The sequence below is a fragment of the Allorhizobium sonneratiae genome, from assembly GCF_023700755.1.
Classification (GTDB): domain Bacteria; phylum Pseudomonadota; class Alphaproteobacteria; order Rhizobiales; family Rhizobiaceae; genus Allorhizobium; species Allorhizobium sonneratiae.
In genome coordinates, this window is sequence record NZ_JAMKOJ010000006.1 from 160,433 (window position 1) to 183,512 (window position 23,080).

Annotated in this window: 20 protein-coding genes; 9 read left to right on the plus strand and 11 right to left on the minus strand. The window is 55.2% G+C overall.

The window, feature by feature from the left end; all coding sequences use genetic code 11:
• The first annotated feature begins 151 nt into the window (after window positions 1-151).
• On the plus strand, window positions 152-1,009 hold the full coding sequence (locus tag NAC44_RS12755) for a 5'-nucleotidase, lipoprotein e(P4) family (protein ID WP_250941278.1): 858 nt from the start codon (window positions 152-154) through the stop codon (window positions 1,007-1,009).
• 46 nt (window positions 1,010-1,055) lie between these two features.
• On the opposite strand, the gene NAC44_RS12760 is transcribed toward NAC44_RS12755, so the two are convergent.
• The 6 genes from NAC44_RS12760 to NAC44_RS12785 all read right to left on the minus strand — a co-directional run bounded on the left by NAC44_RS12760 (window position 1,056) and on the right by NAC44_RS12785 (window position 8,072).
• A complete protein-coding gene (locus NAC44_RS12760) occupies window positions 1,056-2,096 on the minus strand; it encodes a lipocalin-like domain-containing protein (protein WP_250941484.1) in 1,041 nt (346 codons plus the stop codon).
• Between the two features lie 40 nt (window positions 2,097-2,136).
• Window positions 2,137-4,545 carry an FtsX-like permease family protein gene (locus NAC44_RS12765; RefSeq protein ID WP_250941280.1) on the minus strand — a complete coding sequence of 803 codons (2,409 nt, stop codon included), beginning with the start codon at window positions 4,543-4,545 and terminating at the stop codon, window positions 2,137-2,139.
• Window positions 4,545-5,201 (minus strand): ABC transporter ATP-binding protein, encoded by a 657-nt coding sequence (locus NAC44_RS12770; RefSeq protein WP_250941283.1) that lies wholly within the window; start codon window positions 5,199-5,201, stop codon window positions 4,545-4,547. Before NAC44_RS12770 ends, NAC44_RS12765 begins: the two co-directional genes overlap by 1 nt.
• Before the next feature lie 35 nt (window positions 5,202-5,236).
• On the minus strand, window positions 5,237-5,800 hold the full coding sequence (locus tag NAC44_RS12775) for a DNA-3-methyladenine glycosylase (RefSeq protein WP_250941285.1): 564 nt from the start codon (window positions 5,798-5,800) through the stop codon (window positions 5,237-5,239).
• Between the two features lie 31 nt (window positions 5,801-5,831).
• Window positions 5,832-6,074: a PilZ domain-containing protein gene (locus NAC44_RS12780; protein ID WP_250941286.1), complete on the minus strand. Its 243-nt coding sequence runs from the start codon at window positions 6,072-6,074 to the stop codon at window positions 5,832-5,834.
• Between the two features lie 171 nt (window positions 6,075-6,245).
• Window positions 6,246-8,072, minus strand: a complete 1,827-nt coding sequence (locus NAC44_RS12785) for a bifunctional diguanylate cyclase/phosphodiesterase (protein ID WP_250941287.1) — start codon at window positions 8,070-8,072, stop codon at window positions 6,246-6,248.
• Window positions 8,073-8,658: 586 nt separating this feature from the next.
• On the opposite strand from NAC44_RS12785, the gene NAC44_RS12790 reads away from it, so the two are divergent.
• The 8 genes from NAC44_RS12790 (at window position 8,659) to NAC44_RS12825 (ending at window position 17,067) form a co-directional block, all read left to right on the plus strand.
• On the plus strand, window positions 8,659-9,264 hold the full coding sequence (locus tag NAC44_RS12790; protein WP_250941288.1) for a DUF1003 domain-containing protein: 606 nt from the start codon (window positions 8,659-8,661) through the stop codon (window positions 9,262-9,264).
• 337 nt (window positions 9,265-9,601) lie between these two features.
• Window positions 9,602-10,261, plus strand: a complete 660-nt coding sequence (locus NAC44_RS12795) for a response regulator (protein ID WP_250941289.1) — start codon at window positions 9,602-9,604, stop codon at window positions 10,259-10,261.
• Entirely contained in the window at window positions 10,261-11,592 is a 1,332-nt protein-coding gene (locus tag NAC44_RS12800; RefSeq protein WP_250941290.1) for a sensor histidine kinase, read from the plus strand. Before NAC44_RS12795 ends, NAC44_RS12800 begins: the two co-directional genes overlap by 1 nt.
• 253 nt (window positions 11,593-11,845) lie before the next feature.
• Window positions 11,846-12,775: a sugar ABC transporter substrate-binding protein gene (locus tag NAC44_RS12805; RefSeq protein ID WP_250941291.1), complete on the plus strand. Its 930-nt coding sequence runs from the start codon at window positions 11,846-11,848 to the stop codon at window positions 12,773-12,775.
• A 93-nt stretch (window positions 12,776-12,868) separates the two neighbouring features.
• Window positions 12,869-14,407: a sugar ABC transporter ATP-binding protein gene (locus NAC44_RS12810; RefSeq protein WP_250941292.1), complete on the plus strand. Its 1,539-nt coding sequence runs from the start codon at window positions 12,869-12,871 to the stop codon at window positions 14,405-14,407.
• A gap of 43 nt (window positions 14,408-14,450) precedes the next feature.
• Window positions 14,451-15,479 carry an ABC transporter permease gene (locus NAC44_RS12815; protein WP_250941293.1) on the plus strand — a complete coding sequence of 343 codons (1,029 nt, stop codon included), beginning with the start codon at window positions 14,451-14,453 and terminating at the stop codon, window positions 15,477-15,479.
• Complete coding sequence (locus tag NAC44_RS12820; protein WP_250941295.1) at window positions 15,476-16,612, plus strand: Gfo/Idh/MocA family protein; 1,137 nt, start codon at window positions 15,476-15,478, stop codon at window positions 16,610-16,612. Before NAC44_RS12815 ends, NAC44_RS12820 begins: the two co-directional genes overlap by 4 nt.
• A gap of 71 nt (window positions 16,613-16,683) precedes the next feature.
• Complete coding sequence (locus tag NAC44_RS12825; protein WP_250941297.1) at window positions 16,684-17,067, plus strand: acyl-CoA thioesterase; 384 nt, start codon at window positions 16,684-16,686, stop codon at window positions 17,065-17,067.
• 58 nt (window positions 17,068-17,125) lie between these two features.
• On the opposite strand, the gene NAC44_RS12830 is transcribed toward NAC44_RS12825, so the two are convergent.
• The 5 genes from NAC44_RS12830 to NAC44_RS12850 all read right to left on the minus strand — a co-directional run bounded on the left by NAC44_RS12830 (window position 17,126) and on the right by NAC44_RS12850 (window position 23,070).
• Window positions 17,126-17,599: a chemotaxis protein CheW gene (locus tag NAC44_RS12830; protein ID WP_250941299.1), complete on the minus strand. Its 474-nt coding sequence runs from the start codon at window positions 17,597-17,599 to the stop codon at window positions 17,126-17,128.
• A gap of 53 nt (window positions 17,600-17,652) precedes the next feature.
• The gene (locus NAC44_RS12835; RefSeq protein ID WP_250941301.1) at window positions 17,653-19,566 is read right to left on the minus strand and encodes a methyl-accepting chemotaxis protein; all 1,914 of its coding nucleotides are present in this window, start codon (window positions 19,564-19,566) and stop codon (window positions 17,653-17,655) included.
• Window positions 19,567-19,648: 82 nt separating this feature from the next.
• Complete coding sequence (locus NAC44_RS12840; protein ID WP_250941303.1) at window positions 19,649-20,377, minus strand: copper homeostasis protein CutC; 729 nt, start codon at window positions 20,375-20,377, stop codon at window positions 19,649-19,651.
• The gene (locus NAC44_RS12845; protein WP_250941305.1) at window positions 20,374-21,591 is read right to left on the minus strand and encodes an MFS transporter; all 1,218 of its coding nucleotides are present in this window, start codon (window positions 21,589-21,591) and stop codon (window positions 20,374-20,376) included. Before NAC44_RS12845 ends, NAC44_RS12840 begins: the two co-directional genes overlap by 4 nt.
• Before the next feature lie 30 nt (window positions 21,592-21,621).
• Window positions 21,622-23,070, minus strand: coding sequence for a M81 family metallopeptidase (locus NAC44_RS12850; protein ID WP_250941306.1), 1,449 nt, complete (start codon window positions 23,068-23,070; stop codon window positions 21,622-21,624).
• Window positions 23,071-23,080: the final 10 nt, after the last annotated feature.

The window sequence follows — 23,080 nt, forward strand, 5'->3', positions numbered from 1 at the left end:
TCGACAAAGCAAAGGCCATGCCAGCAGCCATTGATCGCGGCAAACCATCACCCTGTCGTGATGGAGAAACACTAAAGAGCGCTTGACGACATCGTCAGGACAATCATGAATAATGCCATTGCAACTCACTTTTATAAAAGCGGAGTGTTTTATGTCTGCCCATGCGCGTTTATCGGGGCTGCTGCTTGTCGGCACTGCCTGTCTCATGTTGTCCGGAGCGGCCTTTGCCGCAGATGCCGCAGCCCAGCCGAATGACAATCTCAACGCCACTTTGTGGAACCAGACATCGGTTGAGTTTCAGGCCAATGCCCTGGGTGCCTATGCACTCGGGAGAATGCGTCTGGATGAGGCGCTCGCCAACAAGAACTGGACGGCTCTGCCCTCGCAAAAGACGGATTACCAGAACCTGCCGCCCGCCGTCATTCTCGATGTCGATGACACCATCGTCAACACCTCGGCCTATCAGGCTTGGAATGTCACGGCTGGCACCAGTTTTTCGCCCAAGAGCTGGACCCAATATGTCAAAGCCAAGAAAGACGTTCCAATTCCCGGCGCCGTTGGCTTTACCAAATATGCCGCCTCGAAAGGTGTCACCGTGTTTTACGTGACCAACCGATCTGCGGAGGAAAAACCGGCGACAATTGAAGAAATGAAAGCCATGGGCTTTCCCTTCAGTGACAAGGTCGATACCTTCCTTGCCGCAAAGGAGCGACCGGACTGGGGCTCGGCCAAGGGCACGCGCTTCAATTTCATCGCGCAGAAATATCGCGTCCTGCTGCTGTTCGGCGACAATTTCGGTGATTTCACCGACAATTATAAGGGCACGCCTGCTGAGCGCCAGAAAGAATTCGATGCCGACATTTCCCATTGGGGGCATGACTGGATTGCGCTGGCAAACCCCATGTATGGCTCGTTTGAAAGCGCGCCCTATCAGGCCAATTACAAACTACCGGCCAATGAACAGCGCGCCCTGAAGGAACAGGCGCTGAAACCCTGGGACGGGAAATAAATCGATTGGTTGAGGCGGTGCGGGCAGGATATCTCCTTCCCGCTCCTCAATAACCCGTCATTTCCAGATAGCCTACGCCGCTTGTCGTGCCGGAAAAGCGGATCGGACCTTCCCAGTAAGGCACGGATACCGCCATCCAGCTTTGCGAATTGAGCGGTGTCGTCTCAACGGAAAAATGCTTTTCCGGCAGATCCAGCCGCCAACGCAAGGGAATATCGCGGCCTGCAACCCGCCCCCTTTCCAGAACGGTCAGCCGCAAGGCGCCATTGCCCAGCGCCTCTGCCTTGCCATCGGCAGAAATCCAGGTGGCAGAGGTAAAATCGCCAGACGCCCCGCGCAGACGAAACCCCATCAGCTTGCCGCCATCGGCAAAATGCAGGGAAAACCAGTCCCAGCCTTTCTGGTCGGTGGCCAGCGGCTGCGATGACCATTCATGATCGAGCCAGGCCTTGCCGGTGACCGCGACGGGGCCGGAGGGTAGTTGGATGGTGCCTTTGACCGTCAGAAACGGCTCGGAATAATAATAGCTTGCCTGCCCGGATGCCGATTTGATTGAATAACCATGATCGCCCTGCTCGACCAATGGTCCATCTACGTCAAGCGCCAGATCATAGGAAAAGCCTTTGCCCTTCGCCTTGAGGGTCAGACCCGACAGAACACCTTTTTCATCGGCCTTGCCGCTCATGCTCCAGTCATTGATCCAGGCGGAAAAGGGATTGACCGTTACCCCCGCTTCGCCGATGCCGCCGCGCGCCAGCGTTTCGGCCACCAGATGGTGTGACTGGCTGGTGAGAGCCGCATGACCCATCCAGATCTGCGGGCTCATCCAGCCGGACTTCTCCCCCGGCGCAAGCGCCGAGCGGAACAGGGTCCATTGCGCCCCATAATCCTTGCCATCGCTGCCCTTGAGATTGGCCGTCACATACCACCATTCGATCCGGTAATCGGGATGCGCGCCATGATCGCCCGGAAAGCGCAGCGCCACACCGGGCCTTGGCAAGGCAAAGCCCTGCACTGTTGTGCCCAGCCCGGCAAAGCCCTGGGCAAGACCTTCTCCGGGCAAAGCAACAGCCAGACAGAGCAGCATAAAAAAAGCCCTGAAAAGCACGGGTATACGCAGGATTCCCTCACCGTTCATTGGCAAATATCCTCAAAAGATCGGCAGGTTTCCTGCGCGCCAGCCCCCAAAGCGGCAAAAGCGCGGCCAGAAAGGCCGCCGCCAGTGACAACAGCGCAAGATGCAGCCATTGCCCGGGAAAAAGATGCATCGGCAGTCTCCAGCCAAAGGCTTCGACATTGACGACCGCCAACAGCATCCAGGCCAGCGCCAGACCAACCGGTATCGCGGCTATCATGGTCAGAGCGGCCAGCACCAGCGTGCGCAAAAGCTCAAGCGTGATGATCGACCGCCGGGTCAAGCCCATGGCCCAGACGGGGGCCAGTTGCGGCAGACGCATGGTGGAAAGTGTGGTGAGACTGGCAAAAATCGCCACACCGGCCACGGCAAGCGTCAGAATGTTGAGCGCTGCCGTTATGGCAAAGGTCTTTTCAAAAATCTCCAGCGAGCGTCGCTTGAGAGCCGACTGATCGACGATATTCTCGGCTGGCAGGCCGAAGTCGTCGATGAGTTCTGCTTTCAACGCATCCACCTTGTCTTTCGCCAGTCGCAGCCCGAAACGCTGCCGTGAGAGATCGGAAAAGTGCGAGACCAGTACAGACTGCGCGATCATCACATCCTCTTCGGGATTGCCATAATCGGAATAGACGCCGAGCACCTCCTCCCGCAGATTGCCCGGCAGTGTGATCATGGAGCCGACATGCCGGTTTTCCCGACGCATCATCTGTTCGTTGATCAGCACACCGTCACCGGCCGCCAGACGGTCCCAAAGCTTTGGCGCGGTTTCGAGCAAAGGCCAGTGTTGTCGATAGACAGGATCGTCAACCACACCATGAACGGTGACGATCTTTCCGCCAATCCGCGCTTTCGTCGACCAGATCGGCAAGACCGCATCAACGCGGGCCGCCAGCCATGCCTGCAACCTTGCAGCCTCGGCATCGCTGCGTGCTGAAACATAAAGCTCTGCCGCAAGCCTCTGATCGAGCCAGCCGACAAAGGTCAGGCGAAAGGAAGACACCATGGTGCCGACGCCGATATTGGTCGCCAAAGCCAGAAGCAGCGCCATCAGCGCCAGCGACAGACCGGGCAATTGCTGGCGCGTATCGGCAAAGAACCATTGCATCACCGGGCCTCGCGCCAAGACCTGCAAGAGTTTCAGGGCTGGCGTCAGCAGCACGGGCAACAGCAGGGCCGCCGCCAGAAGCAATGCGCCAAGCGCGGCAAAGCCGGCAAGCAGTCCCCGACCCCACCACACAAGGCCCGCAGCGGCGATAAAGAGCATAATTGCGACCGCCGCCTGCATCCACCATATGCGTTCCGACGCCATGGCCCAGGCACGCGGTTTCGCCGGTTGCAGCAGCGGCATCCGCCAGACCGACCAAAGACCCTGCCCCGCCGAAGCAAGCGCGCCGAGCACGGCAATGGCAAGTCCCGTCGCCCACCATTGCGGACGAAACTGCAGGCTGCCGGGCACATCCGCGCCATAGAGACCGCGCAGTGTCAGGGCCACATCCGGCAGCAGCATGGAGGCAATCACATAGCCAAGCGCCACCCCGATGAGCCCGGCGATGACGGAAAACAAGAGCATTTCCGCCGACAGCAGCAGAAGCAGCATTCTGACCGGCAGGCCCAGAGACCGTAATGTGCGGAAGGTGGCCCGTCGCTGCTCAAAAGCCAGCCGCACCGCCGCATAGACGATGAAAAGGCCGACCACGAAGGACAGCAGGCCAAAGGCGGTCAGATTGAGATGAAAACTATCCGTCAGCCGGGCAAGATCGCCTTCGCCATCCGGCTTTTTCACCATCAATCCGGGCGCAATCGTTGCAAGGTCGCGGAGTGGTGCCGCATTTTCCGGCAACACGATCATGTTCGTGATTGCATCCGGCAGAGACAGCAACCTGGCTGCGACCCCGATATCGGTGATGGCTGTGCCATATGGCACATCCTTCACCACCCTGACGGCAAGAGGGGCTTCTCCCTTCAGCGCATCGGCGGTCGATTGGGAAACCAACATCAGCCCCGGCGGCGACAAAAAGGCTGGGAGGCTGCCCGCAGCGCTGAAATCTTCCGGCGCGGCCTGATGCGGCACGGACAGAGGATCGATACCGATCAGATGGATGGGCTTGCCGGCAATGCGGATATCGCCGCTCAACATGGGTGAAAGTTGATAACCACGACGGCGCAAATCGACGTAAAGCGAGAGGGGAATGGTGCCACCATCCCGCCGAACCAGTTCGCTCAGCCGGTTTTGCCCGAGAAGGGCCGCAGCTTTGGCATAGGAGGCGCGCGCCTCGGCATTGATCGCCTGCACACCCGACCAGAGCGCTGTCGCCAGCGCCAGCCCCAGAAGCAGCATGGCCAGTTGCACCTTGTGTTTTCGCCAATGCGATAAAAGCGCACCAAATGCCGTCCACGCCATCAGACAATCAACCCCGCCCTGAGATGCAGATGATGATCGAGCTGCTGCGCCAGCCGTTGCGAATGCGTCACCATCAACAGGGCGGCCCCCGTCTGCCGGACAAGAGACAGCATCACCTCCATGACGGCATCCCCTGTCGCTTCATCGAGATTGCCCGTCGGTTCATCGGCGAGAATAAGTTTCGGCCGAAGCGCCAGACTGCGACCAATGGCCACCCTTTGCTGCTGACCGCCGGACAATTGCTCCGGATAGCGTTTGAGCAGCTCCTTAAGCCCCAGACGCTCGGTCAATTCCGCCACCCAGACCGGATCATGACGCCCGGCAAGCCGGGCATGAAAGGCAAGATTGGCCGCCACATCCAGCGAAGGCAGAAGATTGAACTGCTGAAACACCAGACCGATCCGCTCGCGCCGCAAGGCAGCACGTCGATGATCGTCAAGACTGGCCAGATCCTCGCCATCCACACGCACCTCACCGCTATCTGCGGCTTCAAGCCCGCCGGCAATGTGCAAAAGCGTGCTCTTGCCGCTGCCCGATTCCCCTGTCAGCGCCATGCTCTGGCCAGGATGCAAAACCAAAGACACGCCTTTGAGCACATCAAGTGGGCCTTCCGTGGTCTCGAAGCTTTTTTTCAGGCGATCAATCGTCAGAACCATGAGGGCGGCCTATTTTTGGGACTGCAACCTTGTCTTCAACGCACAGAAAGGTCGATTGGATTTTTGAAGGCCTTGCTCAAATAAGCAGACCCCTTCAGGCCAAAGCGCCAGGGCAGATCCCTGGCTTTGCTGATGCCAATGCGCGGTCCAGCGATAACAGCCGCGGGCTCTGCTGCAGGAACAAGAGAAAAAGGTTGAGTATCAACCCGGTCACCATTTTGCGCACCGGAAATCGCCAACGCCTGTGCCAAACGACCGGGACCTGAGCATAAAAGCCGCAGATCGTTGACACCACGACGCGTGATCATCTCATCAAGACCGGCTGTCGGTTGGAGAGCTCGGATCAACACTGCGCTGCCGGATCGGCAAACAATATTGAAGCACCAGTGAATACCATAGGACCGGTAGACATAGGCATGTGCAGGCGGGCCAAACATGGCAGCGTTGCGTTGTGTCGGACCTGAAAAACTGTGCGAGGCAGGATCATCCGGTTCATAGGCCTCAACCTCAACAATAATCCCGCCACAGCCGTGAAACATGAGAAGCGCACCAATAAGCTGAGGTGCAACATCAAGAGCAGGGTATGAAAAACCGATCATGTCTTTGCGATACCATGCAAAACATATGCTGTCAGATAAATTTAACGCCCACTTCAGCACCTTTACGCCAGCGAACCTCGCAACGATAGCGCTGGCCCTCATGGATAAGAAGCTCAAACGCATCGGGCAAAGGAGCCGTCATATCCAGTTTTAATTTGGCGCCGGTTTCAGAAAGGTTGCGAATGACACAGTCAAAGGTGGAATATCCATTGTTTAATAAGATACGTCCCCCTTTCAAAGTCCGGACACGCGCTGATGAACGTTTTTCATTCATAAAAGAATAAACCTCTTATATAAACATCATGATCATCACCAATCATTTTCAGAGAATGAATTCACAAATAAGTAAATTTTGTTTTTCTGAATCTTATTTTCAAAATATTTTGAATACGATTTTAAAATACATACTTTTAATTGGCAGTTGTCATTTATGCACCGCAACACGTCACGGTTTCTGGAGCGATTTCATCTCAGTTCCGTATGAACCCGATTGCTTGCTCTGCCACGTCCAAAGCATGTTTTCGATTTCATCAGCAAGAATCGGCTTTGAGAAATAATATCCCTGGCCGGAATCGCATCCCATACGAAGCAGCATGTCGGCCTGCTCTTGCCGTTCAATTCCTTCTGCGGTGACGTGCGCTCCAAGATATCGGGCGATCTTGATCAGTTCTTCTGCCAGAAAAGCGGCTTTGGTTTCCTGCCCGGCATGTTCAAGCAACGACCGATCAAGCTTGATGATGTCGAAATTCATCGCCAGCAGATGGTTGAGAGAGGTGGGTCCGGAGCCGAAATCATCCAGGGCAATTTTGACACCCTGCTCCTGCAGGCCCATTACCTGCTGCCTGATGAGATCATGGGCATGCCCCTGATAAACGGTTTCGATGATTTCGATCACAAGATGGGATGGCGGAATTTTATGGTGTTGCAGCAATCCAAGGATCCTCTCATGCACACAACCATCCAGAAAATCGCCTGTTGCGATATTCACCGCGACCTGCCCCACATTCAATCCCATGCATAGCCACCGGCTAAGATCGGACAGAACGAGGTCCAGCATACGCCGTGTCACATCCCGTGCCAGTTGCGCATCCCGCAAGGCATCCTTGAAATGAGCGGCGGCAAGCAAATCCCCATTGGCAAGCCGCATGCGACATAACGCCTCCAGACCAAGCAATTGAGAGGTCTTCAGATCAAAAACCGGCTGATAAACCGCGACGATCCCGTTTTCCTGTAAACCGTCTCTCAACTGGTTCATGATCCGGAAACGCCTGGCGATCTGCGTGCCCGTGACGGGCGAATATTCCAGAAATCCACCTCGCTGCCTGGACTTGGCTTCATAAAGGGCAAAATCTGCCTTCTGGCGCACATCGCCGGTTTTATCACCCGGCAAGGCTGATGCTCCCCCCAGTGTAGCGGAAGGATAAACCGTCCGCTCAGCGCAGATGCAGGGGGTCTTCAAGCTCTCCATGACATAAGCAGCATGATAGCCCAAATCAACACAGTCCTCGCCACAGACAATCATGGCGAATTCATCCCCACCCAGTCTGAAGACCATGTCGTTCTGACCCAGTTTCTTCAATCTGCGCCCAACTTCCTGGATCAGATCATCGCCAGCTTGATGTCCAAGACTGTCATTGACGATTTTCAGATTGTCGAGATCTAGCAACAACAGCCCCCAGGGTTTGTCCAGCAGGCCCTGATGTGTAATCACCTCATTAAAACGTGCCCTGTTGCCAAGACCGGTCAAGGCATCTGTATATGCAAGGCGATAACGTTCGTTTTCCCGCTTCTGCCGCTCAAGCCCAATGGCGCAAAGATGAACACAGGTTGCGACAATCTGCTGTTCCAGTTCGCTTGGACCCCGTTTGCGATGATAATAAAAGGCAAAGGTACCCATCACCCTTTTGCCGACAATGATCGGTGTCGACCAGCACGCAAGATAACCAAGCGGTAAGGCAAGAGATTTGAAAGGTTCCCAGAAAGGATGCGTTTCAATATCCGTGACAATAACCGGTTCGGAACGGAATGCAGCCGTACCGCAAGATCCCATACCCTCACCAATCAGCAAGCCGTCGATCTTGTCAGAATAGCTGCAGGGAATGGAAGGACCTGCCAGATGGCGCAAAGCCAAGTCATTATCGACCATCAAAACGGAACAGGCAATGTCGGGGATAAGCTCTTCCACCTGTCGACAAAGAAAATCAACCGTTTCATGCAGCGGCTCGTCTCGAGCAATTTTTTCCAGGAAATCATTTTGCAGTTTAACGAGCATTCCCCGCTCCTGGATATTCGAGTACACCATTCAAAAGCCGCTGTTTTCAAACGTGAACACAAAACACAACAGGACCAGATCACACCATCGACACTGTGGCGGTTATAATCTCTTGTGTTTCGTGCAAGCGAAGATCAGCTTAAGCTGCTTACAAGCACACACGTATATGCATTAATTTTAAATTATATATTAAAGCTGCACGGAAAGACACGGTCGGGGTTTAACACATAAAATTTTAAAAAATTTTTATATTATGTAAACTATATTTATATTTGGTGATGTAAGCCAAAACAATTTAGTTTTTTACTATAAATTTAAGCCGTCATATTGATGATCATGGGACCATACAATCAAGACCTCGTGTGAAGCCGATGAAAAAGCCTGCTCCATAAAATTGGTCTCAATTGAACGATAGCACCTATTCGGCAAAAACAAGTGTCAAAGGCACCATACCGTTTTCCACACGATCCGGAGAAACACGATGTCATCTCTCAATCACAGGACCAACACATGTTGCGTCTGTGAAAAATCCTTTCCTCTCAGACGACTGCATGCTGTGGCGCAATTACGACCCGCCTTGCAGGACATGCTGGAAAAACAGATAAAACAGCCCATTGCAGACCAATATATATGCGAGGACCATTTATCCGCTCTGCGTCGCCATCAGGTGGAAACCCTGCTTGAGGAAGAACGGGGCGAACTTTCAGCGCTGGACCGCAAGGTTCTCGACGATTTCGCCAGCAATGTCAGTACGGTCAAGACCCTCAATGAAGCGACAAATCAGAAAGAGGATTTTGGTAACAGGGCCGCAGACGCGGTTGCAGCTTTTGGCGGTTCCTGGACATTTATTCTCATGTTTTGCGCCATCCTTGTGTGCTGGATGGCGGTCAACTCTCTTTTCCTTCTGCAGCGCGCATTCGATCCTTACCCCTATATTCTTCTAAACCTCGTGCTCTCCTGCATAGCAGCCTTGCAAGCTCCCATCATCATGATGAGTCAGAAGCGTCAGGAGGAAAAAGACCGCCAGCGGGCGGAAAACGACTATATGATCAATTTGCGGGCCGAACTGGAAATTCGCCAACTTCATGAAAAGCTCGATCATCAGATGGCCAGACAATGGGAAAGACTGGCAGAAATTCAACAGATTCAGATCGATCTGCTGGAATCGGGAAAGCGCCCGGCAAAATCATGAGGTGTATCGAAGGGCGCACTGCGCGAAATATTTTTAAAATATAAATCTACATTAGATATTGTTAATCTACCGGTAAGATTCACTCGATAATCTCCACTCTGCAGGCAAGGAATGAACTTTACGGCACACCCTCGGCCTCCTTCAGACCTTCTTCCTGCGGCCACCCGGTCGCCGTCCCCTCGAGCTCCGGGCTTTCTTGCGCCGCGTTTTCAAGACGCGGCGCTTTTTTTTGACCTGCAGCAAACACTTCAGGCTCGCGTCAGGAAGACGTCTATTGAAGTTTTCCTATCCCACAGGAAAATAGCCAGCCTATGTGGGTGGGATGTGAGGAAAGCCAATGCGTATTCTTTTGATTGAGGACGACCATATTTTGGGAGAGGCCATACGGGATCACGTCGCGAGTGAAGGCCATGCAGTTGACTGGATGCAGTCGCTACAGGATGGCGAGGCCTGCACACAGACGGTGAAATACGGCCTGATTCTTCTGGATCTCAGATTGCCGGATGGCAATGGCATTCACTTTCTCAAACGCTTGCGCAGCCGTGAAAATCCAGTTCCCGTGATTATACTGACAGCCCATGACCAGCTCTCCGACCGGATCGAAGGACTGAACAGCGGCGCGGATGATTATCTCGTCAAACCTTTCGACCTCACAGAACTGACAGCGCGCATGGCCGCTGTGGCGCGACGTTACGCCGCAAAACCCAATCCGGTTCTTAAAATTGGCGATCTTGAAATCAATCAGGCCGAAAAGCGGATTGTCGATGAAACCGGGTCTATTCTTCTGTCCAGCCGGGAATGGGCTGTGCTGGACACGCTCATCGCCCGGCCCGGCGCAGTCGTATCGAAAAGCCAGATCGAGGAAGCCCTTTATGCATTCGGCTCGGAAATCGAGAGCAATACAGTAGAAGTCTATATCAGCCGCTTACGCAAGAAGATCGGCAAGGAACGGCTCATCACCGTGCGCGGCGTCGGCTATAGCATCGGACAAGCCTGATGACTTCAAATAGCATGACCCGGCATCTGCTGCTCTGGATCGTTACGGCCCTGACCCTGTTATGGCTTGCCGCCGCCTGCGTTGGCGCATGGATCATGCATGACGAATTTGGTGAAATCTTCGATAGTTCTCTTCAGGAAACAACAGAGCGGCTGCTGCCTCTGGTCGTTGATGATGCCAAAAAGCTGGACCCGGATGACAGTCCCGTTCAGATGGAGACACCCGAGGACCTGCAATCGGATGGCCATCTGATCTATCAGGTGCGCGATGCGAGCGGTCGGGTGCTGATGCATTCCGAACGATATGGCAGCACACCGCTTCCAGCCCCGCTCATCCCAGGCTTCTGGCAAAACGACTACTACCGGGTCTATACCGCTGCGACCGCTGATCGATCGCTTTTCGTGCAGGGAGCTGACATGATGGCTCACCGGCGAAAATCGACCTACAAGGCGGTCTTGACCATGATCATACCGCTCCTTGGCCTCATCCCTCTCAGCCTGTGGGCCGCTTATCTGATTATTCGCAGCATGCTGCAACCTGTCGAAACCCTGCAACGTGCCATTGGTGAAAAGGATGGCGGCAATCTTGTGCCCATAATGCTCTCGGGCCTGCCTAAAGAACTGTTGCCCATCGGTCGTTCCGTCAATCTTCTGCTTGAGCGACTGCGTTCTGCTTTGGATGCAGAAAGAGATTTCACCTCCAACAGTGCCCATGAATTGCGCACTCCGATTGCTGGCGCACTTGCCCAGATCCAGTTGCTGATCCAGAGCCTGAACCAGCCCAAGCTCAAGGAAAGGGCTCAGCTTGTGGAAACATCGCTGCTGCGATTGACGGCCCTGGCTGAAAAACTGCTGCAACTCTCCCGCGCAGAGGCCGGCATCGGCCAGACAGACCAGGCACATGATCTCGTCCCGCTTCTGGATATGCTGGTTGAGGAATTTCGGCGCAATCGACCGGATCGCGATCGCATCATTTATCGACACTCCCATGAATTTGAGCTTTTACGCCCGATCAATCCGGATGCTTTTGCCATTGCGATCCGAAATATGCTGGAAAATGCCGCCCGTCACGGCAGCGCCGATGCCCCCATCGTGGTGACCATCAATGCTGAGGGCGCCATCTCAGTCACCAATGGCGGTCCTGTGCTGAGTCAGGAGGATTTGCAGTTCATCCGAAAGCGGTTTCATCGCAAAAATGCCAATGCTCCCGGCACCGGGCTTGGTCTGTCAATCATAGAGCGGCTCACCGAACAGATGAATGGACGCTTTGTCATGATATCGCCTGCCAGCGATCGTAGCGACGGCGTGGAATGCCGTCTTCTGCTGCCATAGTCCCGGTTTTGGAATTATAATTCCACAAGCCAGCGCACCGTTGCCGTTTCAAACGCTTTTTTGCAGCAAAAACTCTGTTTCTGATGAAATCTCCATTGACCAGGCACGGTTAAAATGGAATAAATGATCCGCCAAGCAATGAGGATGAAGCATATATTCTGATATGCGGGAAGCCGCTCATGCAAGGCGCCGGTTGGGAGAGCCGGTTCCGGAGGAGAGGGGTCAACCGGAGCCCCGTGCGTGGAGGAAACCAATGAAAAAACTGTTTTTGGGAACGGCGCTGTCCGTTCTTCTCGCTGCGTCCGCTCATGCCGCAAGCATCGGCGTGTCCATGGCAGCCTTCGATGACAACTTCCTGACCGTATTGCGCAACGGCATGCAGGATTACGCCCACGGTTTGAAGGATGTGAACCTTCAGATCGAGGATGCACAAAACGATATTTCCCGCCAGCAAAGCCAGATCCAGAATTTCATCGCAGGCGGCGTCAGCGCCATTATCGTCAATCCGGTGGATACGGACGCAACGGCGGCTTTGTCGAGCATGGCGGAAAAGGCCGGTATTCCGCTGGTTTATGTCAACCGTCGCCCGGTCAATGTTGACAAGCTGCCCGCCAAACAGGCCTTTGTCGGCTCCAATGAGCATCAGGCCGGAACGCTTGAGACCGAAGCCGTCTGCCATCTCCTGCATGGCAAGGGCAATGCCGTGATCATCATGGGTGAACTGTCCAACCAGGCCGCGCGCGTGCGCACACAAGCCGTCAAGGATCTCGCCGGAAAGGGTGACTGCGCCGGTTTGAAGATCATTCAGGAGCAAACGGCCAACTGGTCGCGCACCCAGGCTTCCGACCTTGTCACCAACTGGTTGTCGGCCGGGTTGAACTTCGATGCCGTCATCTCCAACAATGACGAAATGGCCATCGGCGCCATTCAAGCCCTGAAAGCCTCTGGCAAATCCATGGACAAAGTTGTCGTTGCCGGCGTTGACGCCACACAGGATGCGCTTGCGTCCATGGCAGCAGGTGATCTCAAGGTAACGGTGTTCCAGAATGCCAAGGGTCAGGCCCAAGGTGCGGTGGATGCAGCACTGAAACTCTCCAAGGGTGAGAAGGTCGAAAAGGATATCAACATACCTTTCGAACTGGTGACACCGGAGAATCTGGCAAAATACCAGAAGAAGAACTGATCGGCACCGCTGCAGCAACGGCAGCTCCGTTGCTGCAGCCTACCGACACGTCCCTTTCCATCACCGTGATATTCGACGCGAGAGGTGATCGTCATGGTCAGTCCCACGACAATGGCTGCAATCCGCAAAAGCGGCGCCATACCGGGGGCGGAATTCCTGTTGTCTGCCGAGGGCATTCGCAAGGAATTTCCCGGTGTCGTCGCCCTTGACGATGTCCGCTTTCAGCTGAAACGAGGCACGGTTCATGCCCTGATGGGCGAAAACGGTGCCGGCAAATCGACGCTGATGAAGATACTCGCCGGAATTTACCAGCCCGATAAAGGCCAGATCCAGATGAAAGGCGTCGATATCCGCCTGTCATCACCGCTGGATGCGCTGGAAAACGGCATTGCCATGATCCATCAGGAACTGAACCTGATGTCTTCCATGACCATTGCCGAAAATATCTGGATCCGGCGCGAGCCGCTGACCCGCTTTGGTTTTGTCGATCACGGTGAAATGGCCCGGCGAACCGAAGCCTTGTTCGATCGGCTGAACATCGATCTCGACCCGGAAGCGCCTGTCTCCAGTCTCTCCGTCGCCAACCGGCAGATGGTGGAGATTGCCAAGGCAGTGTCCTACGAATCCGACGTACTGATCATGGATGAGCCGACATCGGCGCTGACGGACCGCGAGGTGGAGCATCTGTTCCGTATCATTCGCGATCTGAAGGCCAGCGGCATCGGCATCGTCTACATCACCCACAAGATGAATGAGCTGTTCGAGATTGCCGATGAGTTTTCGGTATTTCGCGACGGCAAATATATCGGCACCCATGCGTCTACCGATGTTACCCGCGACGATATTATCCGCATGATGGTCGGGCGGGAAATCACCCAGATGTTCCCCAAGGAGGATGTGCCGATCGGCGAAGTGGTGCTGTCGGTGCGCGATCTCTGCCTGGATGGCGTCTTCCGCGATGTGTCCTTCGATCTGCGCGCCGGTGAAATTCTGGGCCTTGCCGGACTTGTCGGTTCGGGCCGCTCAAACGTGGCAGAAACCCTTTTCGGCGTCACACCCGCTTCCTCCGGCACCATCGCCATAGACGGTAAGCCGGTCACCATCGACAGCCCACAGGCGGCCATTCGTAACCGCATGGCTTTTCTGACAGAAGACCGCAAGGATACCGGCTGTCTACTCATTCTCGACATTCTGGAAAACATGCAAATTGCCGTGTTGCAGGACGATTATGTCCGTCACGGCTTCGTCGAGGAAAAGCGTATCACTGAAGCCTGTGAGGATATGGCCAGACGCCTGCGGGTAAAGACGCCCGATCTTGGCGAGCGGATCGAAAACCTCTCCGGCGGCAATCAGCAGAAAGCGCTGATCGGCCGCTGGCTGCTGACGAAACCACGCATTCTCATTCTCGATGAGCCGACACGCGGTATCGATGTCGGCGCCAAGGCGGAAATTCACCGGCTGGTATCGGAAATGACCCGACAAGGTGCCGCCGTGCTGATGATTTCCTCTGAAATGCCAGAGGTTCTCGGCATGAGCGACCGGATCATGGTGATGCATGAAGGGCGCGTCACCGGCTTCCTCGATCGCGCTGAGGCAACACAAATCAAGGTTATGGATCTCGCAGCCCGCTGACGGCACAAAAGCCTTGTCAGGCGAGAGAGTGAGGGAGGATAAAATGAGCAATGATGTGGCCAAGGCCGTGGCACCCCCTTCCGGCGCGCGCCAGCGGAAAAGACGGATGCCGCCGGAGGCCAGCATTTTTCTGGTTCTGATCGGCATCGCCCTGTTTTACGAGGTTCTCGGCTGGATTTTCATCGGTCAAAGTTTTCTCCTCAACGAACAGCGCCTGACCATCATGATCCTCCAGGTGTCGGTGATCGGCATCATCGCCGTTGGCGTCACCCAAGTGATCATCACCGGCGGCATCGACCTGTCCTCCGGTTCGGTGGTCGGCATGACAGCCATGATCGCAGCAAGCTTTGCCCAGGCATCGACCTGGCCGCGGGTGGTCTATCCCGCTCTGACAGACCTGCCGTTTATCATCCCCATTCTGGTCGGCCTTGTCATCGGCCTTCTTGCCGGTGTCCTCAATGGCTGGCTGATTGCCCGCACGAAAATTCCGCCTTTCATCGCCACGCTTGGCATGTATGTGTCAGCCCGCGGCGTGGCGAAATGGTACACCAAAGGCCAGCCGATTTCCGGCCTCACCCATGATTTCAACTTTATCGGCTCCAGCATCTGGCCAGTTGCGGTGTTCCTCGTGGTGGCAATCATCTTCCACATTGCGTTGCGCTATACCCGCTATGGCAAATTCACCTATGCCATCGGCGCCAATGCGCAGGCGGCCCGCGTCTCCGGTATCGATATCGAAAAACATCTGATCAAGGTCTATGCCATTGCCGGGCTTCTGTCGGGTCTCGCTGGTATCGTCACCGCCGCCCGCGCCCAGACGGCACAGGCCGGTATGGGAGTGGGTTATGAACTGGATGCCATCGCCGCAGCGGTCATTGGCGGCACTTCGCTTGCCGGCGGTGCCGGACGCATTACCGGCACGGTGATCGGCACGATCATTCTTGGCGTCATGACCTCCGGCTTCACCTTCCTACGCATCGACGCCTATTATCAGGAAATCGTCAAAGGCGTGATCATCGTGGCCGCCGTCATCGTCGATGTCCATCGGCAGAAGAAACGGAAAAAAGCATGAAAACGCTCGGCGTCGGCCTGATCGGCTCAGGCTATATGGGAAAATGCCATGCGCTGGCCTGGAACAATGTCGCGGCCATTTTTGGCGATGTGCCACGGCCACGCCTTGTTGCGCTTGCCGAAGCAAGCCTTGATCTCGCCCGGCAAAGGGCGGAGGAGTTCGGCTTTGATCAAGCAACGGACGACTGGAAGAGCCTGATCGCCGATCCAGACATCGATATCATCTCGATCACCACACCCAACGCCTTCCATGCCGAAATGGCCATTGCCGCCTTGCAGGCGGGCAAACATGTCTGGTGTGAAAAACCGATGGCTCCGCGTTTGGAAAGCGCAAGCGCCATGCGCGATGCCGCCAGAACCGCCGCCCAAACCGCCAGATGCATCGCCGCCATCGGTTATAATTATATCCAGAACCCGGTTTTCCGGCAGATCAAGTCCCTGATCGAGAGCGGCGGAATAGGCACCATCACCCATGTCCGCGTCGAAATGGACGAGGATTTCATGGCGGATGCAGATCAGGCATTTTACTGGAAAAGTGAATCTGCCTCAGGATATGGCGCCCTGGATGACTTTGCCGTCCATCCCTTATCCTTGCTGTATACGCTGTTCGGCCCGCTTGCGTCTGTCGCCTGCGACATGGTCAAACCCTATGCCGAGCGGCCACTGGCTTCGGGCGGCAGACGCGCGGTAGAAAATCACGACATTGCCTCCATGCTCTGCCGTTTTGACAGCGGGCTTTCGGCAACAGTGTGCGTCAATCGCAGTGCCTGGGGCCGAAAGGGTCGGATAGCCGTACAGATTTATGGATCGAAAGGCTCCATTCTCTATGATCAGGAACGGATGAATGAGTTTCAGCTGTATCTTGCCGATGACCCTGCAGCATTGTCCGGGTTCCGCACCATTCTCACCGGTCCCCAACATCCGCCTTACGGTCGGTTTATCCCCGCACCCGGCCATGGACTTGGTTTCAACGATCTCAAGACCATCGAATGCCGCGAAATCCTTGTCGCCATCGCCGGAAAACCTGCCCATCTGATCGATTTTGAAACCGGATATCGTGTGGAAATGGCCATTCACGCCATGGCAAAAGCCCATACCGAACGACGCTGGGTTGATCTGAGCGAGTTTGAATAATCACCCCCATTGCCGTTTTCTCTCCCCTGATTTAACAAACGGATCATTGCAATGAGCCGATGAGAGACATGATGGACGAGGGTTTTGAACCTGAAGGCGAATTGACCTTGCGCACGCTGGCCATGCCCGCCGACACCAATCCGGCAGGCGATATTTTCGGCGGTTGGGTTCTGGCGCAGATGGATGCCGCCGCCGGGATCAGAGCCTCGGAAACCGCCAAAGGCCGGGTTGTGACCGCAGCCGTCAAGGAGGTGAATTTCAAACGCCCCGTCAAGGTCGGCGATACGCTGTGTGTCTATACTGCGGTGAGGTCCGTCGGCAGAACATCGATGACACTCTCTGTCGAATGCTGGGTGCGCCGACAGTTTTCCGAAGAACGTCAGAAAGTCACCGACGCCTTTTTCATCATGGTGGCGCTGGATGAAGCGGGAAATCCAAGGCTTGTAAACGGTTAAGAAACAACCACGTTGATCCAATCAACGTGGTTTTTCAAAGATTTACGTTACCGCCTGATCAGGCAACCATGCCCCAATCAGCAGCATCATCATTGCCGAACATGCGTTCCAGATTGAGGAAGCAGATCATGCTCTGACCCTGGGTGATGATGCCATCGGAAAAGGCCGAGCTGGTGCCTGCTGCCTGTGGCAAGGGCTGAAGCTTATCCATCGAGACGGTGAGAATGTCGGAAACACCGTCGACAAGGAGGCCCACAGTCATGCCGTTGACATCGGTGACCACGATGGCGCTTCGTTCATTGGCTTCAGTGCCAGCCATGCCCAGCTTGATCGCCAGATCAACGATCGGGATGACTGTTCCTCGCAGATTCATGACGCCGATCACCTCATACGGTGCATGAGGAAGCGGCGTGACCGGCGCCCATCCGCGAATTTCGCGAATGGAAGTCGTTTTCACGCAGAACTCCTGCTGGTGAAGCCGAAATGCAATGATTTCAAGGCTCTCATTCTGGCTCATGTAAGACTTCTCCATCGGATATCTCCCGGCATCATCATCTCAGAAGGAGGAAACAGCATGTCTCATCATCATGCGCGACCAAACCTGCGGCTGACTGATGAGTCTACATGTTTGCTGCGTTCATGAGCAAGGACTGCCCTATTGGATACACCATCCGTGGTTACAACTGCATTAACAACCCCTTGTTTATGGCCCGCTAACTGAAATTTACCGACCATATCCCGCAGATTGTCCGCCTCGCGGGCCAAACCTGCTGTCGCAGCCGTTGCCTCTTCCACCATGGCGGCGTTTTGTTGGGTCACTTGGTCCATCTGATTGATGGCGGTATTGACCTCATTCAGACCAACGGATTGTTCCCTGGCCGAAACGGCGATGGCATCAAGCTGGGCATTGATCGAAACGACGTGATTTTCGATCACTTTCAACGCTTCACCCGTGGCCGTCACCAGCTGCACGCCATTTTCGACCTCGTCAGCCGAATTGCGGATCAGGTCCTTGATTTCCTTTGCCGCCTTGGCGGAGCGTTGTGCCAGTTCGCGCACTTCCTGAGCAACGACGGCAAAGCCCTTGCCAGCTTCGCCAGCACGGGCGGCCTCAACACCGGCATTCAGTGCCAGAAGATTGGTCTGAAAGGCAATTTCGTCGATCACACCGATAATATTAGAGATCTGACTGGATGACTGTTCGATGCGCTGCATGGCATCGACGGCATTGGCCACCACTTCGCCGGACTGGCGCGCCGAACGATTGGCTTCAGATGCCATGGAACGGGCTTCTTCCGCACGTTTCGTTGAATTGGCAACATTTGTGGTAATTTCATTCAAAGCGGCAGCCGTTTCCTCAAGAGAGGCCGCCTGTTGCTCTGTCCGTTTGGAGAGATCATTGGCACTGTGGCTCAGTTCACGCGAACCGCTATCGATGGCCGAGGTTGCGCCTGCAACAGCCGCAAGAGCAGACCGCAATTGTTCGACGGCCCGGTTGAAATCGGTGCGCAACCCTTCAAAATCCGATGCGAAAGGCTCTCTCAGCTCGAATGTGAGATCGCCGCTGGACAAACGCTTCAAGCCTTCGGCAAGGCCGCTGGTTGCCTGCGCCATTTCACTGGCTCGTTGACGGTCGCTGGCCGCTGATCTTTCGCGTTCCGCCTCGGTCTGGCTGCGTGCATCATTTGCCTGTTTTTCCACCTCTCGGGCTTTCAGGCCATTGTCCTTGAAAATCTGTACCGCTCTGGCCATCGTACCGATTTCATCGCCGCGCTCACGCCCGCCAACATCAGTGGAAAGATCGCCATTGGCGAGATTGCCCATACTGTTTACCAGCCTGGTGATTGGCGCGATCAGCCATGAGCGAATAGCAAACACCACCAACACGATGGTCAGGATAAAGCCGACGGCTGTCATGCCGAGCGCAATTGTGATGGTGCGGTTTGTCCCGCCAGACAAATCATCGCTTTGCTTGTTGGCCGAGTTGACAGCATTGTCGGTCACTCGGGTAAATTCAGGGGCGACCGTGGCAAAAGCCGGCTTGCATTCTTTTAGGAAAACAAGCTGACTCGACGCAATATCAGCCTCACTCGAGGACTTGGCACCCAAATCGACACTGTTGGCACAAGTGTCATCAACAATCTTAAGGACAGATACCTTCAGATTGGCGATATCCTTGACCTCCGGCATCGCTTTTATTGCAATGTCCATATAGGAGATAAATCTCTCTTTGGACTTTTTCAGCTCTGCCAGAATTGCATTATTCTCCTGATCCGTGCGGGACATCATGAGATCGCCAATGGTGGCTCTCATGCTTTGCATTGTCCTGTTTGCGCGAGCCAGATAAAGAGCGGCCGTGGATTCCTGATCCAGAAGAGCACTATACGACGTATCCGTCTTTTTGATCTGTAGCGAGGCATAGCCTGTCACAAGAATGGTGAACAATCCGAAAAAACCGATCACCAGCATAACTTTATAGAGGATTGGCAAATTCTTCACGGTGTGCTCCTGCCCCGCATTGCATGACAACTCATGGGCAGGGAGGTAATCACATATTCGTTAATTATTAGATTATGACTTTCTAATTGAAAAACCCGATATATTGACGTATACGGTTTGCCTCGATCCTTTGTATTGTTTTTCCAGCAAAACCCAGTCTCAGAATATCTGGATCCACGGCATCCGAGACACGGCAAGATGCGTGAAACTGACGAAAGCCTTTCTCGAGCAGGACCGGCAGCAAATCTGGCTTCAAACCACCACCAGGCATAAGTGCAATGCGTTCCTCGGCTCTCTGCTGAAGCTGAAACAAAAGTTCGATACCCTGGCCTACGTCTTGAGCGGCGCCTGATGTCAAGATCCGTTTGAAACCCAGTGAAATTGCCTGTTCAAGACCAGTAAAAGGGTCGGATAGAAGATCAAAAACCCGGTGCAGCGTCAGGTCCATCCCCTGTGCGGCGGCAATCATATCAGCCAGCACTGGCAGATCGAGCCGCCTTTCCTGTGTCGCAGCACCGATAACCACCCCGGCAAGCCCAAGATTGCGTACGCGCTCGATATCCCGCAGCATGACGTCAACCTCATCAGCGCGATAGACAAAGTCACCACCTCGAGGGCGGATCAGCACATGCACCGGAAGGGGAGCCTTTGCCGCCACCTCAACGAACCCGACAGAAGGTGTTACGCCACCCTGGTCGAGGGCGGCACATAATTCAATCCGTCCGGCGCCATTTTGCACCGCAACTTCAAGACCGCGGCAATCCTCAACACATACTTCCAGAAGAGCTTGCCTTTTATTGTTGTGTGTCATGCCGCCAGCCTCCTTGAACCAAACAGGGTTTTGCGCTCCAGCAGGCTGAGCAGGACAACACCGCAAATACCTGCGACAGCGCCAATCATCGCGGTGCCGGAATAGCTGCTGAAACGGGTTCCCAGCCCGAACAGAAGCGCATTCAAACCGCCGCTGAGGAAAATATTCACAGCGATCAGTGAACTGCCCAATCCGGCGCGATCGGCGATCAGATTTTGCAGATAGGTGATCGGCACGCTGATGATGGCCGCAGCTCCCAGCCCGGCGAGCGGAATGAGAAGGTAAATCATAGCGGGACGACTGACGACACCGAGCAGAAGAAGATAGCTGCAATAAAACAACGCGCCCATGATCAGGGTCGGCAGAGTGCCGGTTTTCTTCTCCACCTGCCCCCAGAAGATGATGAAGACGATTTCCAGAAAGGCAATCGAGCCGACGACAATGCCGACATCTCCCGGCCTGCCTCCTGCCATGCCTGTCATCACCAGAGGCAGCACCACACCGCTCATCTGCATCATGCTGGAGATCAGGGCAATCGACAACAGCCTGAGCAGAAGGGATAAAGACCAGATTTTTCCAAGCGAAGCAAAAAACGCATAGTCGGTTGAAGTGATATGCTTTGCCCCTGTCTTCGGCATGACGATGAGAAACAGCAGAAAACAAACCACACAGCCCATGGCGGCAAACAAAAAGGCGGGCAGCATGTTCTGCCGCCCGGCCATGATAAAGCCGACCAGCCCAGGCACTAAAACCCAGGAGGCGGAAATCACCGCTCTCACACCGGAATTGACCGAGACCAGTTCACGGACCGTCATCCCTTCCGAGCTATAACGGACATTGGCGAAGATCATCGAATTCAGGGCATTGTAAACCGGCAGAAAGAACAGCACGGCGACAACGAAAACCCCGGCCGCGGGGAAGAAATAGACCATGCCGTATCCGGCAATACCGAAAGCCGCAATCACCATCATCGGCAAGCGGAAATGGCCCATACGATCTGCCAATATGCCGGAAAACACGCTGGCCGAGACATTGACGCAGGAGGCGCAAAAAATCAGCAGGGCATAATCTCGATTGCGAAGACCCAGTTCCTGAATACCGATGATTGAAAGATAAGGCGCAATCGTTGCATTGGACAGACCAAAGAAAAAGATGGCGATCGCACTCACCCGGATACCGGGATTGCCGAGAATGGTCTTTATGGTGCCAGGCATGGCAGGTTTACTTTCGGATATTATTGCTGGTTATGACATGATCGACCAGCGGCGGGAGAAGCAGGCAACCGGCTTGTACTCGAAATCCCGGACAAAAGGAAAGCTCGGCTGCCTGCGGCGATGCGATGGCAGACGCTCGATGTCCTGATTGATCACCCCGTCGGTCAGCGCCATGAGATTGGGATTGGCAAGTGGCTGCAATTCGGGGGAGAGATAGCCAGACTTGACCACGACCAGACGTGCCGTCGCGACATCCAGTCCGTGACGGGCGAAATCGGTGAGATTATGATAGGGACGGCGTTTGGCAGCCAGAACCAGTGAGATACCGCCGATTTTCACCACAGCCTGCCGCTCGGCGGCATGGCCGGGATCGTCCAGTCGCACGACCTCAACCTCCACCTCAACCGACGGACTGGCCGGATCGAGTGACCCGCCGATTTTCACCACAAGTTTAGCCCCCAGACCAGCGGCAAAACAGGCATCGACCGCAGGACGATCGGTGATGCCAGCCATGATCGCGCCGTCGAAATGGCGTGTGATCAAGGCTTTCAGCACATCAGCGCGGTCGCCGACCCCGCCGCCGGTCGGGTTGTCGCCGGAATCAGCGAGAATGACGGGCCGGGTTTCACACGTCTCCGCCAGATCGAGCATCTCTTCCAGCGGCCCTGTGACCGGCCCGAAGCGGAAATCCTGCCGCGCCTGCCAATACCCGTCGGCAATCTCTGCCGCCACATGGCCAGCCGCCTCACGGTTGACAGCCGTCACCACAGCACAGGCCGTGGCGCGCGGTTCGTCAGCCCAGACATAACCGACCATGAGATTGGCATCCCAGATGCCGGGTCGCTGGTCATACTCCGGCAAAAGGCGATAAAGCGATTTCGCCGGTTCATCCTCGGTCGAGGTGCGCTCACCCGGCAGCAACACCGGCACCGGCGCCCAGGCCACACCCGGCCTTTCACCACTCTTCAACGCCCTGACCAGCATGGACCAGGCACGGATCATGGTTTCGCGCACATCAATATGCGGCGCGGTGCGGTAGGCGGCGAAAATATCGAGCTGATCGATAATCTTTTGCGTGACATTGCCATGCAGATCATAGCTTGCCGCCACAAGGCATGTCTCGCCGACGACAGCGCGGGCCGCGGCGATCCAGTCGCCTTCGGCATCGTCCATGCCCTCGACATTCATCGCGCCATGCATGGCAAGATAAAGCCCGTCCAGCGGCAGAGCGGCGTGCAGACGCTCGAGAAAATCCTCCTTGAACGCCTCGTAAACGGCCCGTGCGACCGGCCCACCCGGCACGGCGCGGGCATGAAGCAGCGGCAGATGTTCCAGCCCCTCCCCCTCAAGAAAACTGAAATAATCCGCCTGCAAAAGCGCTTCACCGCGCAGTACACGAAAATCTTCAATCTGCATCAGAACAGGTGAAGACGTGCTGCATTCGGTATGAATTCCACCCACGGCGATGCGAAGAGACATGCTATCCTCT

Excerpts from the sequence above, each read along its gene's own strand:
- NAC44_RS12845 (WP_250941305.1), bottom strand. The coding sequence starts at position 21,591 with ATGCCTGGCACCATAAAGACCATTCTCGGCAATCCCGGTATCCGGGTG.
- NAC44_RS12795 (WP_250941289.1), top strand. The coding sequence starts at position 9,602 with ATGCGTATTCTTTTGATTGAGGACGACCATATTTTGGGAGAGGCCATA.
- NAC44_RS12815 (WP_250941293.1), top strand. The coding sequence starts at position 14,451 with ATGAGCAATGATGTGGCCAAGGCCGTGGCACCCCCTTCCGGCGCGCGC.
- NAC44_RS12775 (WP_250941285.1), bottom strand. The coding sequence starts at position 5,800 with ATGATCGGTTTTTCATACCCTGCTCTTGATGTTGCACCTCAGCTTATT.
- NAC44_RS12850 (WP_250941306.1), bottom strand. The coding sequence starts at position 23,070 with ATGTCTCTTCGCATCGCCGTGGGTGGAATTCATACCGAATGCAGCACG.
- NAC44_RS12765 (WP_250941280.1), bottom strand. The coding sequence starts at position 4,545 with ATGGCGTGGACGGCATTTGGTGCGCTTTTATCGCATTGGCGAAAACAC.
- NAC44_RS12840 (WP_250941303.1), bottom strand. The coding sequence starts at position 20,377 with ATGACACACAACAATAAAAGGCAAGCTCTTCTGGAAGTATGTGTTGAG.
- NAC44_RS12825 (WP_250941297.1), top strand. The coding sequence starts at position 16,684 with ATGGACGAGGGTTTTGAACCTGAAGGCGAATTGACCTTGCGCACGCTG.
- NAC44_RS12800 (WP_250941290.1), top strand. The coding sequence starts at position 10,261 with ATGACTTCAAATAGCATGACCCGGCATCTGCTGCTCTGGATCGTTACG.
- NAC44_RS12785 (WP_250941287.1), bottom strand. The coding sequence starts at position 8,072 with ATGCTCGTTAAACTGCAAAATGATTTCCTGGAAAAAATTGCTCGAGAC.
- NAC44_RS12810 (WP_250941292.1), top strand. The coding sequence starts at position 12,869 with ATGGTCAGTCCCACGACAATGGCTGCAATCCGCAAAAGCGGCGCCATA.
- NAC44_RS12780 (WP_250941286.1), bottom strand. The coding sequence starts at position 6,074 with ATGAATGAAAAACGTTCATCAGCGCGTGTCCGGACTTTGAAAGGGGGA.
- NAC44_RS12820 (WP_250941295.1), top strand. The coding sequence starts at position 15,476 with ATGAAAACGCTCGGCGTCGGCCTGATCGGCTCAGGCTATATGGGAAAA.
- NAC44_RS12755 (WP_250941278.1), top strand. The coding sequence starts at position 152 with ATGTCTGCCCATGCGCGTTTATCGGGGCTGCTGCTTGTCGGCACTGCC.
- NAC44_RS12770 (WP_250941283.1), bottom strand. The coding sequence starts at position 5,201 with ATGGTTCTGACGATTGATCGCCTGAAAAAAAGCTTCGAGACCACGGAA.
- NAC44_RS12805 (WP_250941291.1), top strand. The coding sequence starts at position 11,846 with ATGAAAAAACTGTTTTTGGGAACGGCGCTGTCCGTTCTTCTCGCTGCG.
- NAC44_RS12790 (WP_250941288.1), top strand. The coding sequence starts at position 8,659 with ATGCTGGAAAAACAGATAAAACAGCCCATTGCAGACCAATATATATGC.
- NAC44_RS12830 (WP_250941299.1), bottom strand. The coding sequence starts at position 17,599 with ATGGAGAAGTCTTACATGAGCCAGAATGAGAGCCTTGAAATCATTGCA.
- NAC44_RS12760 (WP_250941484.1), bottom strand. The coding sequence starts at position 2,096 with ATGCTGCTCTGTCTGGCTGTTGCTTTGCCCGGAGAAGGTCTTGCCCAG.